Here is a 17,821-nt window from a genome sequence, read left to right as displayed (position 1 = left end):
CGGGCTGACGCGGCGCGTTGCCGTGCGCCTTGCGGGGGGTGCGGATGCGTGCGCGCGATCGACGCTGCGCGTGCCGACGCGCTGGAACCTCGGATGTGCGGGCTCCAGACGGCCGATCGTTCGATCCAGGCGTGGTCGCAAGATGATCGGATGCCGGATGGGTGCGTGATGGATGAAAGTTGGCGCGCGCGGGTTTCCGGCTGCCGGCACGTTGACTGCCGTGCCGGCGCCGTCTGTCCATCGGTGCTGGCTGCAGCCGGCTTCGACCGGCCGCAGTGAAGATGAGAGGGCGTCCAATCCTTGCCCTCTCATCCACCCACAGCATTACTGCGCAATGGCCTTCAACAGCGCAGCATTGAAACGCGCCGGGTCCTGCACCTGCGGCGAATGGCCCAGGTCGGCAAACTCGATCAGTTTGGCATTCGGAATCGCGGCCGCCGCGCGCTTGCCCAGCTTGGTGTAATCGCCCACGCGTGCCTTGACCTGCGGCGGTGCGGTGTCCTTGCCGATGGCGGTGCGGTCCTTGAGGCCGATGAACAGCGTGGTCGGCACCGCAAGTTTGGGCAGCTCGTAGACCACCGGCTGGTTGAAGACCATGTCGTAGGTCAGCGCCTGATTCCACGCCACGGCCTGCTTGCCCTTGCCCAGCGACATGCCGGCCTGCATGCGCGCCCAGCGTTCGAATTCCGGCTTCCATTGGCCGGCGTAGTACACGTCCATCTGGTACTTCTTGATTCGTTCGAAGCTGATTTTCATCTCGTTGTCGTACCACGCGTCCACGCTGCGCCAGGGGATGCCTTCGGCCTTCCAGTCTTCCAGCCCGATGGGGTCCACCAGCGCCAGATGCTCGGTGGCTTGCGGGTACATCAGCGCGTAGCGAATGGCTAGCATGCCGCCCATCGAATGGCCGACCACCACCGCACGTTCGATGCCGAGCGTCTTCAACAACGCATGCGTATTGTCTGCCAGTTGCGCGAACGAAAACTGATAGGCGGCCGGCTTGCTGGATTTGCAGAAACCGATCTGGTCTGGCGCGATGACGCGGTAGCCGGCCTTGCTTAGCGCTGCGATGCTGTCTTCCCAGGTGGCGGCGCAGAAATTCTTGCCATGCAACAGCACCGCAGTGTGGCCATTGGGCGTGCCGGTTGGCGCAACATCCAGGTAGGCCATTTCCAGCGGCTGCTGTTGCGAGGTGAACGCATAAGTCTTGACTGGATGTGGGTAGTCGAAGCCTTCCAGGCGCGGGCCATAACTGGCTTCCTGCGCCAGTAGCGGACTACTGGCCAGGCCGAGCATGAGGGTGCAAACGCGCTTTCGCATGGTGATCTCCATCCAAATCCAGGCGCTGACGGTACAACGGCGGATGTGGTGGGAACGTACAGCCGGGCGACGGTTAGCGGGCGCTGCAGGCGCGTTGCTGACGATGGCTGGCGACCAGGCTCAAATGCGTGCGCCGACGTCTGTTGCCCTCGTCCGCGCTTGGCGCACCTTCTCCCGCGTGCGGAAGAAGGGCAGAGCATTCCCCGCGGCTGGTGCGTTCCCTCATCGGCATTCGCCCCTCTTCTCCCGCGTGCACGAGAACGGCAGTGCAAGGGCATGCATCTGTGGAGCGGGTTCTTTCGTCGCTGCGCGCGCTGGGTTGATCAGCACCCCGCCTACGAGTGGCTCAGCATTCGATGACGTTCACCGCCAGGCCGCCGCGGCTGGTTTCCTTGTACTTGTCCTGCATGTCGCGACCGGTGTCGCGCATGGTCTTGATGACCTTGTCCAGCGAGACCTTGTGCTTGCCGTCGCCGCGCATGGCCATGCGGCTGGCGTTGATGGCTTTCACTGCGCCCATGGCGTTGCGTTCGATGCACGGAATCTGTACCAGCCCGCCGATCGGGTCGCAGGTCAGGCCGAGGTTGTGCTCCATGCCGATCTCCGCGGCGTTTTCGATCTGCCCCGGGTTGCCGCCAAGCGCGGCAACCAGGCCGCCTGCGGCCATCGAACAGGCCACGCCCACTTCGCCCTGGCAGCCGACTTCGGCGCCGGAAATCGAGGCGTTCTCCTTGTAGAGGATGCCGATGGCGGCAGCAGTGAGCAGGAAGTCGAAGATGCGTTGCTCGGAGGCGCCCGCGCAGAAACGGTCGAAATAATGCAGCACCGCGGGAATGATGCCGGCCGCGCCATTGGTCGGCGCGGTGACCACCCGGCCGCCGGCGGCGTTTTCTTCGTTCACTGCCAGGGCGTACAGGTTGACCCAATCCAGCGTGGTCAACGGATCGCGCATGGCCGCTTCGGGCTTGGAGGAGAGTTCGCGATACAGCGCAGGTGCGCGGCGGGAGACATTCAGGCCGCCCGGTAGCGTGCCTTCTTCGCGGATGCCGCGCGTCACGCAGGACTGCATCGCATTCCACAGTTCGCGCAGGCCAGCACGGATCTCGTCTTCGCTGCGCCAGCTTTTCTCGTTTTCGAACATGAGTGCGGCAATGCTCAGGCCGCTGCGCGCGCACTGCGCCAGCAGTTCGTCGCCGCTGAGGAACGGGTAGGGCAGCGGCGTTTCGTCGGCCACGATGCGATCGTCGGCCGCGTCGTCCTGGTTGACGACAAAGCCGCCACCGACCGAATAGTAATCGCGTGTGGCGATGACCGCTTCGTCGGCGTCATAGGCCGTAAAGCGCATGCCGTTGGTGTGGTACGGCAGCTTCTGCCGCTTGTTCATCGGCAAGTCGCGCTTTTCGTCGAAGACGATGGCGTGCTGGCCCATCAAGGCGATGCGCTTGCTGGCGCGAATGCGCTCCAGCGTGGCAGGGATGATGTCCGGGTCGATCACGTTGGGGCGATGGCCCTCCAGCCCCAGCAGCACGGCTTTGTCGGTGCCATGGCCGCGGCCGGTCAGGGCGAGCGAACCGAACACTTCGGCGCGGATGCGCACCACATCCTGCAGGCGCCCGGCATCGAGCAGCCAGCGGTGCACGAAGCGCTCGGCGGCGCGCATCGGCCCCACGGTGTGGGAGGAACTCGGGCCGATACCGATCTTGAACAGGTCGAACGTGCTGACAGCCATGCGTGCCGAAGAGGTGAGCGTAAAGGCGGCTATTCTAGTCGTTCGGCGGTTGCGGCACGGCTGCAGCGCAGCATGAGAACCCGGCGGATGCCCCTGACCCTGTACCAGCGCGACGATTGCCACCTGTGCGACCAAGCCGTGGAAGTGGTGGCGCAGGCGCGTGCGGGCGATTTCGACAGCGTGTTTATCGACGACGACGCGGCGCTTGAGGCCGTTTACGGCGCGCGCGTGCCGGTGCTACGCGATGCGCGTGGGCGCGAGCTGGAGTGGCCATTCGATCGCGTGCGCTTGCGCGCGTGGCTGGACGACGACGCCGAGCGGTAGGGGCGGCACGACAACGCGCCGACGCCGCGATCTGTAGTGCAGCCGATCAGGGGACGGGGTGCGCACACCGGCCACGCCCTGAAGGTGCCCATGAACGCTCGCTATCCCACGCCATGTGGGCATAAAAAAAGCGGCGGACCCGACGAGTAGTCCGCCGCTCAGTGGCTGCGTCCGGTTGCAGCCTGTGGCGTTACTTCGCCTTCAACACGACCTTGGTGCTGATCGCGGTTTCGTTGGGAATGGTCTTGGTGTCGGCCCAGTCGCCGCCGCCCACGCCAAAGTCCAGTCGCTTGACGACAGCCTTGCCGGCCAGCACCGGCTGCGCGCCGGGCGTCCAGGTAAAGGTCAGCGTCACCGGCTTGCTGACACCGCGCAGTTCCAAGGTGCCATCGGCAGCGTATTGGTTGCCGCCCAGGGCGCGGAACTTGTCGGCGCGGTAGCGGGCAGTGGCGAACTTGGCGACGTTGAAGAAATCCGGACCCTGCAGGGTGGAATCGCGGTCGTTGTTGCCGCTGACCGCGCTGGCCAGCGGGATGCGCACGTCGAGCTTGGCCCCGGCAAGGTTGGCCGGATCGAAACTCAGCGTGGTGTCGAAGCCGGGGAACTTGCCGGTGAACACTTCGCCGTCGTACTTGCTGGCGAATACCAGGCTAGAGCCCGGCGCCTGCACGTAATCGGCGGCCAGCACCGGTGCGGCGGCGAACGTGGCAACCAGCGAGGCGGCGACCAGCATCGGAGAGACAAACAACTTGGACGACATGGAAATCCTTATGGTTTGGGAGCCAGCCAGCCACGCGGCAACATCCGCGCCAGGGTGGCGTCGCGCTGGAATAGGTGGTGGTAAAACGCAGCGCCGGCATGCGCCAGTACCACGGCAATCAGCAACCAGAAACCCCATTCGTGGATGAAGTGCGCAATGGCGCGCAGTTGTTCGTCCGGGGGGCTGAGCTTGGGCACATCGAACAGGCCGAACCAGCGGAACGGCCGCAGGCCGCTGGTGGAGTCGTACAACCAGCCCGACAGCGGCATGGCGAAGATCATGGCGTACAGCAGCCAGTGGGTGAACCCGGCGATGCGCTCCTGCCAGCGCGGCGTACCGGCCACCGGTGGCGGTGCGCCGGCATAGATGCGCCAGCCAAGCCGCACGATCACCAAGGCCAGGACGGTCAGCCCCACCGACTTGTGCGCGGTGTACACCCAGAAGTACTTCGGCGTCTTGGGCAGTTCGCCCATGGTCAGGCCGACGATACCCAATACCAGGATGAGCAGTGCGATCAACCAGTGCAGGGTCTGGCTCACACCGCCCCAGCGTTCGAGGTTCTTCATGCTCATGTGCCCGATTCCTGGGTGGCGGCGGAGTCCGCAGGCGTGGGTGCGGCTTGCGGCTCGGGGGGCTCGTCGTCGGCGCGGCCCTCGCGCACGGCTTCGGCTTCGATGCGCAACTCCACGCTGTCGCCGATCATCGATTTCCAAGCATCAATCCCGAACTCGGAACGGCTCAGCGTGGCGGTGGCGGAGAAACCGGCGGTGCGGCGGAACGGCGGGAGCGGATGGCGTTTGAGCGCGTTGAGGGTGACGTCCAGGGTGACCGGGCGGGTGACCCCGTGCAGGGTCAGGTTACCGGTGACCTTGGCGTGGTTTTCGCCGCTGGCCTCGACGTGCGTGGAGACGAAATGCGCGTCGGGAAAGCGCTCGGCGTCGAGTAGGTTGCGTGCCAGGGTGGCCTGATTCCACTTGGCATCGCCCAGGTCTGCGCGGTGCAGCGGCACGGTGACATCCAGCCGGGCGGCGGCCCAGTCGTCCGGGTCGAAGACCAGGGTGCCGCTACTTCCGGAAACGGTGCCCAATGCCTTGGAAAAGCCGGCATGTTCCACCGCGAACAGTACCCGGGTATGCACCGGATCCAGCGCGTACCGCGCTGGCGCAGCAGTGGCGGCAAGGCTGGTTGCGACCAGGGCAGAGGACACCAGCAGGCGGGCGAGGATTGTCATGGGCGGATTCTAGACATATCCCGGCAACGCGCGCTTGGCTTGCGCTCGCAACGATCCGTTGCGAGCATGCCGGCTGGACGAGGAAAGGATTCCCCCATGCGTGTACTCATCGTGGTGCTGGCCGTGCTGTTGGCGATCTGGCCGTGCGCGGCAAAGATTCCGGAAGTGCCACGCTTTCGGATCGTGGGACCCAGCGAAGGATTGCCTTCGACGATGGTGGTTGCCATCGGCCAGGATCGCGCCGGCTATTTATGGCTTGGAACGCTCGACGGTCTGGTGCGTTACGACGGCGCGGGATTCAGGACCTGGCGCCACGATCCGGCCGACCCTGGATCGTTGCCCTGCAACGCGGTGCAGGCATTGCATATCGATGCGCTGGACCGGGTCTGGGTAGGCTGCGGCAAGACGTTGAGCGTCCTGGATGCCGGCCGCGGGCACTTTCGTCACTATCGCGCTGCAGACTATCCATTGTTGAAGGACGGCGAGATCTTCAGCATCGCCGCGTTCGATGGCGGCATCTGGGCCGGTACCACCACCGGTGCGCTGGTGCGCATCGATGCCAGCGGAGGGATGTCGTCGGTGGATCTGGGCGGGATCGAAGGCGCGCTGGATCGAGCCATGGTCATGAACCTGGCGGTGGACAACCAGCACCGCCTGTGGATCGGTACCAGCAATGGCCTGGCCTATTACGACGGCAAGCAACTGCATCGCCAATTCATCGCGGACGAGCCAAACCGGCAATCGTCCATTTTCGGTCTGCAGTGGACCGGGGACCGTTTATGGCTGGGAAGCGAATCGGGATTGCACGTGCTGCGCGCCGACGGTCACTGGCAGCCGCTTGCCTGGTCGACGATGTTCGGCAACGGCAATGAATTCTGGGGCGCAGTCGCGACGCCGGATGGTGAATTCTGGCTGGGCAGCGGACGTGGCCTGTGGCGCACGCGCGGAGAGCGTCCACCGGTGCCCGCCCTGAGCGGCGAGGGGCCGTTGTCGCGTCGTAACGTGATCGGCTTGATGGGGGCGGCCGATGGCGGGCTGTGGGTGCCCATGCATGGCACCGGGCTGGGGTATCTGCCAGCCGACTGGAAACGCAGTGCCGTGCTCAAGCCCGCGGTGCCGATGGGCGATGCGATTTATTGCAACCTGGCGCCCGCCAGGCGTTCAGGGGGCTTATGGCAGGTCGATGCGCAAGGGCGTCTGTTGCGCGTGGATCCGAGCACCGGCGACTCGTTCCAGACAGGCCTGCAGTCGCCGCAGCTCAAAGGGATGGAATTGGTGTCGGCGTTGGAGGATCGCCTGCAACGGGTGTGGCTGGGGAATCTGACCTTTGGCCTTTCGCGGATGGATCTGCGTACCGGGGACTTCGTGCACTGGCCGTCCGATGGGCCCGAGCCGTCGTCTTCGTTGTCGGCGCCGGAATGGATCATGGAGCATGGCGACACCGTCTGGATGGCCTTCATCGACATGGTGCAGCAGCGCGACCTACGCACCGGCAAGGTCCTGCAGCGGATGACCCAACAAGACCTGCATGGCCTGCGCGCGATCGACATCCAACAGCTGGACCAGGGTCCCGACGGACGCGTCTGGGTGGCCGGCGAGGGCGGCATGTTCGCATGGGACGACGCGACAGGCCGCTTCGTGCCGGTGGCAGGGCTTGAAGGGATGCCGATCCAGGCATTCGCCAGCCAGTCTGCGGACACGCTTTGGGTGTATCGCGCCTCCGGCGCAGAGCAGTGGCAAAAGCTTGCAGCCGGCTGGAAGCGCGTCCGTCAGGTCGGCGAAGCGGATGGACTGAACGGGTTCGATGCCTCTGCCATGCGGATCGACCCGCGTGGCCGTGTCTGGATTTCCAGTCTGCGCGGGCTTTGGCGGATCGATCCCTCGGTGCATCCGGCGCGGGTCCGCAATATCGGCACGCGCGATGGCCTCACCAGTCAGGAGTTCATCCAGCATTGCCTGTTGATGTCGGGCGACACCTTGATCGGCGCGACCAGCGATGGCTCTACCGTGCTGCTGGATACCGCAATGCCGGATGTTGCACCGTTCGTGCCGGCACTGCAGCTGGAACATGTCAGCGTGCTGCGCAATGGCGCACGCATCGCCCTGCCCATGGACCGCCCGTTCCAGCTGGGTCCTGAGGACCGCCAGTTGCAGATCGTCACCCGCTTGCTGTCGTACAGCGACCCGCTTTCCAATCGGTATCGCAGCTTCCTGAAAGGCTTCGATACGGACTGGCAGACCATCGGCAACACGGGCATCCGCGAATTCGCCAGCCTGCCTGCCGGCAACTATGAGCTCGCGCTGCAGGGCATCGACCCGCTGGGTAATCGCTCGCAGGTGCGTTCGCTGCAATTTTCGGTCAGGCCGCCCTGGTGGCGTAGCGAGATCGGGATTGCATTGATCTGTTTTTCCGGATTGCTGTTGAGCGCCTTGCTGGCCGCCGCCTATCGCCGACGTATCCGCATGCGCGCGCAGTGGCAGCTGGCGCAGCACAAGCGCGAGTTGGCCGAGCAGGCGTCGCTGGCCAAGACGCGCTTTCTGGCAACGTTGGGTCATGAGGTGCGCACGCCGATGACCGGGGTGCTGGGCATGAGCGAGTTGCTGCTGCAGACCCCACTGGATGGCCGTCAGCAAGGCTATGCAAGCGCGATCCAGCTGGCCGGCAAGCACCTGCTGCGTCTGGTCAACGATGCACTGGATCTGGCCCGGATCGAAGCGGGCAAATTGCCGCTGGATTACCGCGATTTCGACCTGCGCCAGTTGGTCGGCCAGGCGGTGGAACTGGTACGCCCGAGTGCCGAGCAGAAGCAGCTGGCCTTCCACTGCGAGCTCGACGATGCACTGCCGCCGGCATTGCATGGCGATGCCAGCCGCGTGCAGCAGATCCTGCTGAATCTGCTGTTCAATGCGGTCAAGTTCACCGAGCGCGGTAGCGTGCACCTGCGCGTCACCACGTTGTCGCAGCACACCCGGCAGGGGCTGCGCGTGGAGGTACGCGACACCGGGCCGGGCATGAGCGCCGAGCAGCGCGGACGACTATTCCAGCGGTTCGAACAGGCCGAAGGCGCGCTCACGCTGGCACGGCATGGCGGTAGCGGGCTGGGGCTGGCGATCTGCCGCGAACTTGCGGCGGCGATGGGCGGCGCGGTGACGGTCGCCAGTGAATTGGGGCAGGGCGCATGTTTTGTGGTCGAGCTGCCGTTGCACTGGGTGTCCACGTTGCCTACGGTCACGCCGCCTGCAGTGCGCGCTCCGTCGCTGCGTGAGCAAGCGCCGTTGCAATTGCTGCTGGTCGAGGACGATGCGACCGTGGCGCAGGTGATCGTGGGCCTGCTGCAGGCGCGTGGGCATCACGTCACGCATGCGTTGCATGGTCTTGCCGCGCTGGCAGAGGTAAGTACGCGCAGTTTCGATGCAGGATTGTGCGATCTGGATCTGCCCGGCCTCGATGGCGCGGCGCTGGTGGCGCAGTTGCGCGCGCGCGGGGTGCGCTTCCCGATCGTGGCCGTGACCGCACGTGCCGACACTGATGCCGAACCGCAGGCGATGGCCGCGGGCTGCAATGGCTTTCTGCGCAAACCGGTCACGGGCGAACTGCTGGCACAGGCATTGGCGCGGGTACTTGCCGATGTCGATGATGGCCAGCGCGATAACGTGGCGGTCGACGCGTAGGTCGAGGTGCAAGCCAGACCAGTACGCGATAGAACCTAGGTATTTGGGCCTGGCGAAAGCGCCTGCGGCGTCAGCAGGAGTGGGGCTGGCACGGCAACGGCAACGGCTTGCCGAGCAGGCAGCCCTTCGATCCCGCACAGCTCCCCCGGGAGCTGGTTGATTTCATGCACTCCATCGCTGACGCGCGCGGCCTGCGCTTGGAGTGCCGCAATCAGCTCCCCACGCATGTGGTGGTCGTGGGCGATGCGACGCGGGTGCGTCAGATCCTGATCCACCTGCTTGGCAATGCGATCAAGTTTGCCGACCGCGGCGAGGTATCGCTCACCGTCAGCCAGCATGGCGATGCCCTGCGCTTGACGGTGCGCGATGGGGGCCTGGCATCGGGCCGGAACAGCAGAAGCGATTGTTCCAGCGCTTCGAACAGGGCGAAGGTGCGCGCACCGGTTCGCGCGACGGCGGCAGCGGGCTCGGGCTGGCGATCTGTCAGGAACTCACCGTGGCGATGAAAGGCTAAACCCGCGTGCGCAGCCGGCTTGGCGTCGGCACCCGGTTCACCGTGGATCTGCCCTTGCCGATCGACCGCTCCGGCACGCACATCGCGGCCGGTCACGTCCAGCTGCTTGCAGGTGAGCCGCTGCGCATCCTGCTGGTGGAAGACGATCCCACCGTGGCCGAGGCGATCAGCGGCTTGTTGACCAACCGAGGTCACCGCGTGGTGCATGCCGTGCATGGGCTGGCTGCATTGTCGGAAACGGTGGATGGCGGGTCCGACATCGCGCTGCTGGATCTGAATCTCCCCGGACGGGACGGCCTCGCCCTGGCATTGCAGCTGCGTCAGCTTGGCCATCGCTTCCCGCTGCTGGCAGTCATGGCACAGGCTGACAGCGCTGCGCAGACCCAGGCGAAGGCCGCGGGCTTCGACGGATTCCTGCGCAACCGGTCACTGCCGATCTGCTGGTGGAAGCGATTACGGCTGCGCGCGCGGGCGCCGGCATGCATGCGACGACCTAGCGTGGATGCACGGGCCCGATGCGTTGACGATGCCAGTGCTCATCGGGCATCGCATCGCGTAAAGACGGTCGTAAGACGCCTGCCTGCTGTAACCGATCATCGTTGGCGCGCTTATGTGTGTTGCCAGCATCAGGCAAGGTCCGCACTATGCGTGCAAAGGACACGCGAGCGCATGCTGCTATCACCACAACCCCCCAGTCGTCGCATGCCGCTGAAAGCCTTGATGACGCGGGCTCTATTACTGCTTTGCCTGGCCGTCGTGTCAGTCTGGCCGAGTTCTACGCTGGCCGGCGTGCCGGTATTGCCGCAGCCGCGGCAGCTGACCGTGGCCGACGGGCTGCCATCCAACGTGGTGTACGGCTTCGATGAGGATGCCAATGGATATTTGTGGCTGGCCAGCAGCGATGGGCTAGCGCGTTACGACGGGCGAAACTTCCGTATCTGGCGCATCGAAGACGGTTTGCGCGACAACCAGATCTGGGCGGTTCACGTCGACAAGCGCAACCGGGTCTGGATCGGGACCGGCATGGCAGGCCTGGCGATGCTGGACCCCGCACGCCATCAGTTCACTTTCTATGATGGTGCGCGCTATCCGGAACTTCGCGGCGCTGCAATCTGGAACATCAAGTCCACCGACGACGGCAGCATATGGTTCGGCACTGAAATGAGTGGGCTATACCGGCTGCGGCCGGATGGTTCGCTGGAGCATTTCGCACATCGTGCCGACGATCCGCGCAGCTTGCCCGACAATGCAATCTATCGGCTCGATGTCGATACCCGCGGCACACTTTGGATCGGTACCGCCGATGGCGCTGCGCATTGGACGGGTAAGGACTTCGAGCGGCAGGCATTTCCGGATGGCACCGCACAGATCATCACCCGGCTAACTGCCGATGCCGATGGCAGCATCTGGATCGGGACCAGCGACGACAAGCTGTTTCGGCGCGATCCAAGTGGTCATCTCAGTCCGCACCGTTGGCAGGCACCTGCAGAATATCCGGTGTTGGGCGTGTTGTTGCGCGACCAGGACGGCAGCTATTGGCTGGACACCCTGGCCGGCCTAGGCCATACGACTGGTGCGGAGGTGCGCAATGTCCCCCTGTACAGTCTGTCTGCGCACGGGCGGATCCGTCCCAACTGGGAATCGGCATATCAGGATCGCGAGGGCGGTGTATGGTTTGCCAGCCCCAACGGCGGGCTCTGGCATCTCCCCTCGAACTGGCATCGTTTCGCGGTAGTTTTCAACTACATGGACGATGGTGGCCAAGGTGGCAACCTGGCGATCCAGGGCACTGCAAGATCGCGCGATGGTCGGATGTGGTTGGTGGGCACCTCGGGCGTGCTTGAACGCGTAGATCCTGCCACCGGCAAAATCGAGCGTGTATTGCCCAGCCTGGGGTCTGCCAGCTGGTCCAATAGCGTGCTGGAGGATCGCAAGGGTAACGTCTGGGTCGGGCAGTTTGCCGAGCTGGTGCGCTTTGATTCCGCCACTGGCCATGTGCAGCACTGGAAGGCTGCAGCAAGCGGCTCGGGCGCAGCTGCACAGGACGCGACACTGGACGCTTCCTTGGAAGCGCTGCAGCAGACCGCCGATGGTCACATCTGGGTCCACGCCACGCTGGGGCTACAAGAGCGGGACGAACAAGGCCGCTTACTGCGCACCATGTTGCGCGGAACCCACGGCCTTGCAGCAGATCTGGTGGTTTACGACCTGCAGGCTGGGCCGGATGGAGCGCTATGGCTGGCCGGTAATCGTGGTGTGCAGCGCTGGAACGCATCGGTTGCGCGCTTCGAGCGCATTGCCGGCGCGCCCGACGAACCTGTCTTCACTTTTCGCTTCAGCGACAACCAGATCGCCTGGTTTGCCGGGCTAGGGAAGCTACATCGCTATTTGTGGAAGAACGGGGCCCTTCAACATCTTGATACAGTGGGGCCCGAGCAAAACTTCCCTGCGCTTGCGCCACAGGGACTGGTGGTCGACCACGACGGTGTTGCCTGGTTGTCCAGTATGCGTGGCCTGATTCGCGTGGACCCGGCCACGCGGGGCGTGCGCGTGTTCGGGGTTCATGACGGCCTGCCTAATCCGCAATTCGTTGCGCGTTCTTTGGTGCAATCGTCCAAGGGCATGATCGTCGGCGCGACGCCGGATGGGCTGGTGATCTTCGATCCTGCCGAACTCAAGCCGAATGATCATCGGGTGCCGTTGGTGATCGAACGTGTAGGTCTACGTCGCGGCGAGAGTGGGCTGGATCTGAGTCATGTCACGCCTTTGGTCATGCAGGACGGCGACCGCGACTTGCATATCGTCGCCCGCCTGCTCAGCTTCGCCGACTCCGAATCTAACAGCTACCGCTTCCGCCTGAGCGGCTACGACCCGGACTGGATCGATGTCGGGCCCAGTGGCGAGCGCCTGTTTTCGCGTCTGCCTTCGGGCCATTACACGCTGGAAGTGCAGGGGCGTACTGCAGACGGTATCTGGTCGGCGAGCCAGACATTACGTTTTCAAGTGTTGCCGCCATGGTGGCTGTCGCCGTGGGGTTTAAGCCTGCTGGCCTTGCTGACGGTGTGCGTGATTGCTGCAGCCATCTTGTTGTACCGCCGTCGGTTGCGTCGCTTGAATGCCTGGCAACTCGCGGTGCACAAACAGGAAGTGGCCGAGCAGGCGTCTCTGGCCAAGACGCGTTTTCTGGCGACGCTGGGCCACGAAGTGCGTACGCCGATGACTGGGGTCTTGGGCATGAGTGAGCTGCTGCTCAAGACCTCGCTGGATATCAAGCAGCGCAGTTACACCGAGTCCATCCGGCGCGCGGGCGCGCATTTGTTGCGGCTGGTCAACGATGCGCTGGACCTTGCGCGCATCGAATCCGGACGGCTGGAGCTGGATGTGGAGCCGTTTTCGGTGCGTCAGCTCGTGGCTGAGGTCGGGGCGTTGATGGCGCCACTGGCGCAGGAGCGTGGCCTGCGCTTCAGCCTGGAAATCGGGTTGCTTGGCGACATCACCGCCAGTGGCGATTGCACCCGTATCCGGCAGATCCTGCTCAATCTGCTCAATAACGCGATCAAATTCACCGAGCGCGGCGTGGTCGGTTTGAAGTTGACCACGCTCGGTTCCTATCAAGGCCTGCGCTTTGAAGTGGCCGACACCGGGCCCGGCATCAACGCCGAACAGAAAGCGCGCCTGTTCCAACGCTTCGAGCAAGGCGATGGTGCCAGAACCACTTCGCGCTACGGCGGCAGTGGCTTAGGTCTGGCGATCTGCCAGGAGCTGGCGATCGCCATGGGCGGGCAGATCGAGGTGATCAGCCGGCTCGGCGCGGGAACGCGCTTTGTGGTGGATCTGCCGCTGCGCTGGGTGGCTTCCAACGTCGCACTTGGTGGCCAGACCGCGCATGCCGAGACGGCTGTCGAACCACAGCGCATCCTGCTTGTGGAAGACGACCCGACCATCGCCGAGGTCATCGTCGGCCTGCTGCACGCGCAGGGGCATTCGGTCGTGCATGCCCCGCATGGCCTGGCGGCGTTGACCGAAGCGGCCGACAACACGTTCGATCTGGCATTGCTTGATCTGGATCTGCCCGGGCTGGATGGCTTTGCGTTGGCACGGCAACTGCGGGTATTCGGCTACGACATGCCGTTGATCGCGGTGACCGCACGCGCCGATGAGGTCGCCGAACCGAGTGCGCAGGAAGCGGGCTTCGACACCTTCCTGCGCAAGCCGCTCACTGGCGACATGCTGGCCGACAGCATTGCCGAAGCGTTACGTCGCAAACGCTAACAAACCGTGCGGATGCCTGTCGCCGGAGCAAACGTGCAGGTGTCATGCGGCGCGTTCGCCCGCTGTTGGGTGCTCGAACAGCGATGCGGGTCGCGATGGTCTCGGCAGGCGAAAGGGCGTTGCAGGTGTCCTGCCAACCGGAGCGCGGCGGGCGGTTGCATCGCATGCAGGTTTCGGCGGATGCATTGTTGGGTCCGCTTCCCGCAAACCCTGTCGCGTGCAGTGGACTGACCAATGACCCTGCCGCACATGCGTCTTGCGGCCTGAGCGCACGCGCAGAACGCGCGCAGCGTGCTTGCCCGCACCGCGCGTGGCCCGCACTATGCGCCGACTTGTCGTGAAGTTGATCCGGTGCGCTTTCTATCCTGCTTGCCCCATCGGCTGCTCGCTGTGCTCTGGGTGTGCCTGTGTCTGGCAGTGCTTCCGGTGCAGGCGCGGACGCCCGCAACACCGGTGCCCATCCAGCTGACGATCGCCGACGGGCTGCCGTCGGACACGATCAATCAGTTGGCCGAGGACAAACAGGGATATCTGTGGCTTGCCAGCGATGACGGCCTGGCCAGATTCGATGGCCGCAACTACCGGATCTGGCGGATGGAAGATGGCCTGACCAGCAACGTGGTCTGGACCATCTGTGTCGATGCCAACGATCGGGTGTGGATGGGTTTCGAGGACGGCGGCGTCGGCTATCTGGAAGCGAACACGCGCGCGTTCAAACGACTGGAAGATCCGCAGTTCCCGGAATTGCGCGACGCCACCCTGTGGTCATTGGCGCAAACGCCGGACGGCGATATCTGGATCGGCACCGCCAAGCAGGGCCTCTATCGTTACCGGCCCGACGGTCGCATGCAGCACTTTTCTGCCAAGGCCGGCGATGCCGGCAGCTTGCCGTCCGACAATATCGTTGGTCTGGAAGTTGCGCCCGACGGCGGCCTGTGGATCGGCACCTGGGGCGGGCTTGTGCACTGGGATGGTCGACGCCTGGAGCGCGTGCCGCTTCCGGGCCCGTCCCAGTCGGTCAACAGAATGTACAAGGAGCCCGACGGCAAGGCGCTATGGATTGCCGATTTCGACGGCAACCCCGTCCGGTTCAATACCGTCGGGCGGCCCACAGCCAGCCCCTGGCAAAGCGGTACGGACACCGCGCAGGTCCGTGGCGTCCTGCTCCGTGATCGGCTCGGGCGCTATTGGCTGGATACCGCCACCGGCCTGGGTATGAGTACCGGCGATGGTGGCGTCGAACGCGTGCCGGTCTACAGTTTTTCAGCGCACGGTCTGGTCAACCGGAACTGGATCACCGCCTACCAGGACCGCGAAGGAGGTCTGTGGTTTGCCAGCCTGGAGGGCGGGCTGTGGCACCTGCCTCCACGCTGGGATACCTTCGCGCTGTTTTCGCATCGCGCAGACGATCCGCAATCGCTCGCCAACCCCTCGGTCGTTGCGACGGCGCCCTCGATCACGGGCGGGATCTGGCTGGTCGGCACGCGTGGAACCCTTGAGCATTTCGATCCCGTTACCGGCCGCGTCGAGCCCCGCCTGGCCTCGGTCGATCCAGAACGCATTCCCGATACCGTCATCGAAAGCAGGCGGGGAACGGTCTGGATTGGCGTGCAGGAAAGGCTGGTTCGATACAACCCGCAGACAGGCGAGGTCAGGCGTTGGCCACTGCTCGGGCACAAGGAGTCCGCAGCCGATCTCGAAGATGTCGGCAGGCCTGGCAGGATGGCCGAAGATGCACAAGGCCGCATCTGGGTGGCGCTGCTCACGCACGGGGTGCAGCTGTGGAGCAGCGAGGGCCAGCTGCTCAGGACGCTCGACTATGGAAGCGATGGGCTGAAGGCGTTGACTGTTCTGGACATGCGGATCGGGCCGGATGGGCAGATCTGGCTGAGCAACAATGCCGGGCTGTGGCGATGGGATCCGCATGCCGACCAGTTCGTTCCGGTCCGCGGCGCGCCGTCCCTGCCGACCTATGTGTTTCGCCAGGGAGATGGCGGCATCGTCTGGATCGGATTGGCCGGACAATTGCGGCGCTATCTCTGGGACGGCAAGCAGCTCACGCACCTGGATACGGTGGGAAAGGACCAGGAATTTCCGATGGTCTCGCCGACCGGCCTGGTGATCGATGCCGGTGGCGTGGCCTGGGTCTCCAGTCATCGTGGGCTGATTCGGGTCGACCCCGGCAGCAAGCTGGTGCGTGTGTACGACGTGCACGACGGACTTCCCAGTTCGCCCCTGCAGGTGGCCACGCTGGTGCAGGCAAGCACGGGGCAGATCCTGGGCGGCACATCCGACGGCATCGTGGTGTTCGATCCGGCCACGATGCGTCCGAATCTGCGCCGACCGCAGCTGTTGATCGAACGTGTCAGCCTGCGACGCGGCGAGCGCGAACTGGATGTCACCGGCAAGGCGCCGCTGCAAGTGCAGGACGGCGATCGCGACCTGCATATCGTGGCGCGCATGCCCACGTTTACCAATCCCGAATCCACCAGTTACCGCTTCCGCCTCAGTGGCTACGATCCGGACTGGATCGACGTGGGCTCCACCGGCGAACGGTTGTTTTCGCGCCTGCCCTCCGGGCATTACACGCTGGAAGTGCAGGGGCGTACTGCAGATGGCATCTGGTCGGCCAGCCAGACATTACGTTTTCAGGTGTTGCCGCCATGGTGGCTGTCGCCGTGGGGTTTAAGCCTGCTGGCCTTGCTGACGGTGTGCGTGGTCGCCGCCGCCATCTCGTTGTACCGCCGTCGGCTGCGGCGCCTGAATGCCTGGCAGCTGGCCGTGCACAAACAGGAGCTGGCCGAACAGGCGTCTTTGGCCAAGACGCGTTTTCTGGCGACGCTGGGTCACGAAGTGCGTACGCCGATGACGGGTGTGTTGGGCATGAGCGAATTGCTGCTCAAGACCACGCAGGACCCCACGCAGCGCAGCTACACCGAGTCGATCCGTCGTGCGGGCGCGCATCTGTTGCGGCTGGTCAACGATGCGCTGGATCTGGCGCGCATCGAATCGGGCCGGCTTGAACTGGATTTCCAGCCATTTTCGGTGCGTCAACTCGTGGCCGAGGTCGAAGCGCTGATGGCGCCGTTGGCGCAGGAGCGCGGGCTGCGTTTCAGCCTGGAAATCGGGCTGCTCGGCGACATCACCGCCAGCGGCGATTCCACCCGGATCCGGCAGATCCTGCTCAACCTGCTCAATAACGCGATCAAATTCACCGAGCGCGGCGTGGTCGCGCTGAAGCTGACCACGCTCGGTTCCTATCAAGGCCTGCGCTTCGAGGTTGCCGACACGGGCCCGGGCATCAATGCCGAACAGAAAGCGCGATTGTTCCAGCGCTTCGAACAGGGCAACGGCGCCAAGACCACGTCACGCTATGGCGGCAGTGGTCTGGGCCTGGCGATCTGTCAGGAGCTGGCGATGGCGATGGGCGGGCATATCGAGGTGATCAGCCGGCTCGGCGCCGGGACGCGCTTTGTGGTGGATCTGCCGCTGCGCTGGGTGGCGTCGAATGCGACGCTGGACGGCGAGGTGGCGCATGCCGCCAGCCCCGTCGATCCGCAGCGCATCCTGCTGGTGGAAGACGACCCGACCATCGCCGAGGTCATCATCGGCCTGCTGCGCGCGCAGGGGCATTCGGTGGTGCATGCGCCGCACGGACTGGCGGCGTTGACCGAAGCGGCCGACAACACGTTCGATCTGGCATTGCTGGATCTGGACCTGCCCGGGCTGGATGGCTTTGCGTTGGCGCGGCAGTTGCGCGTGTTCGGTTACGACATGCCGCTGGTGGCGGTGACCGCACGCTCGGACGAAGAGGCCGAGCCCACCGCGCAGGAAGCCGGGTTCGACCGTTTCCTGCGCAAGCCGCTCACCGGCGACATGCTGGCCGACACCATCGCCGAAGCATTGCGGCGCGAACGCCCGCGCGAGCAGATCTAGAGCCGTGCACCGCAGTTGAAATCGCACACGGCGCGGCGCTGGCGCGCGGCGCTGGTCGATGGC

At 64.7% G+C, this 17,821-nt stretch carries 9 protein-coding genes and 1 pseudogene; 5 read left to right on the top strand and 5 right to left on the bottom strand.

Annotated features, from left to right (window positions below; genetic code table 11):
• Positions 1-324: 324 nt before the first annotated feature.
• Together AMD14_RS15830 and AMD14_RS15825 are read right to left on the bottom strand one after the other, a co-directional pair.
• The gene (locus AMD14_RS15830) at positions 325-1,332 is read right to left on the bottom strand and encodes an alpha/beta fold hydrolase (RefSeq protein WP_015463464.1); all 1,008 of its coding nucleotides are present in this window, start codon (positions 1,330-1,332) and stop codon (positions 325-327) included.
• 334 nt (positions 1,333-1,666) lie between these two features.
• Positions 1,667-3,049, bottom strand: a complete 1,383-nt coding sequence (locus AMD14_RS15825; protein ID WP_005916973.1) for an L-serine ammonia-lyase — start codon at positions 3,047-3,049, stop codon at positions 1,667-1,669.
• 87 nt (positions 3,050-3,136) lie between these two features.
• On the opposite strand from AMD14_RS15825, the gene AMD14_RS15820 reads away from it, so the two are divergent.
• Positions 3,137-3,373, top strand: a complete 237-nt coding sequence (locus AMD14_RS15820) for a glutaredoxin family protein (RefSeq protein ID WP_005919074.1) — start codon at positions 3,137-3,139, stop codon at positions 3,371-3,373.
• 190 nt (positions 3,374-3,563) lie between these two features.
• On the opposite strand, the gene AMD14_RS15815 is transcribed toward AMD14_RS15820, so the two are convergent.
• From AMD14_RS15815 to AMD14_RS15805, 3 genes are read right to left on the bottom strand one after another with little or no spacing between them, the layout of a single operon-like run.
• Positions 3,564-4,133, bottom strand: coding sequence for a YceI family protein (locus AMD14_RS15815; protein WP_003490276.1), 570 nt, complete (start codon positions 4,131-4,133; stop codon positions 3,564-3,566).
• Between the two features lie 8 nt (positions 4,134-4,141).
• Entirely contained in the window at positions 4,142-4,705 is a 564-nt protein-coding gene (locus AMD14_RS15810; RefSeq protein WP_005919078.1) for a cytochrome b, read from the bottom strand.
• Complete coding sequence (locus AMD14_RS15805; protein ID WP_011051993.1) at positions 4,702-5,364, bottom strand: YceI family protein; 663 nt, start codon at positions 5,362-5,364, stop codon at positions 4,702-4,704. The genes AMD14_RS15810 and AMD14_RS15805 overlap by 4 nt, the downstream gene beginning before the upstream one ends.
• A 96-nt stretch (positions 5,365-5,460) precedes the next feature.
• Between AMD14_RS15805 and AMD14_RS15800 the strand changes: the two genes are divergently transcribed.
• From AMD14_RS15800 to AMD14_RS15785, 4 genes and pseudogenes are all read left to right on the top strand, one after another.
• A complete protein-coding gene (locus AMD14_RS15800) occupies positions 5,461-9,036 on the top strand; it encodes a hybrid sensor histidine kinase/response regulator (protein WP_011051992.1) in 3,576 nt (1,191 codons plus the stop codon).
• A gap of 116 nt (positions 9,037-9,152) precedes the next feature.
• Positions 9,153-10,047, top strand: a pseudogene (locus AMD14_RS23725) (sensor histidine kinase); the annotation flags it as partial.
• Positions 10,048-10,252: 205 nt separating this feature from the next.
• Complete coding sequence (locus tag AMD14_RS15790; RefSeq protein ID WP_011051990.1) at positions 10,253-13,822, top strand: hybrid sensor histidine kinase/response regulator; 3,570 nt, start codon at positions 10,253-10,255, stop codon at positions 13,820-13,822.
• Between the two features lie 390 nt (positions 13,823-14,212).
• Entirely contained in the window at positions 14,213-17,758 is a 3,546-nt protein-coding gene (locus AMD14_RS15785; RefSeq protein WP_040107650.1) for a hybrid sensor histidine kinase/response regulator, read from the top strand.
• Positions 17,759-17,821 lie beyond the last annotated feature (63 nt).

The sequence above is a fragment of the Xanthomonas citri pv. citri genome (genome assembly GCF_000961215.1).
GTDB classification, from domain to species: Bacteria; Pseudomonadota; Gammaproteobacteria; order Xanthomonadales; family Xanthomonadaceae; genus Xanthomonas; species Xanthomonas cissicola.
Note: the sequence above shows the minus strand (reverse complement) of the source record. Positions and strands in the feature narration are given on the sequence as shown.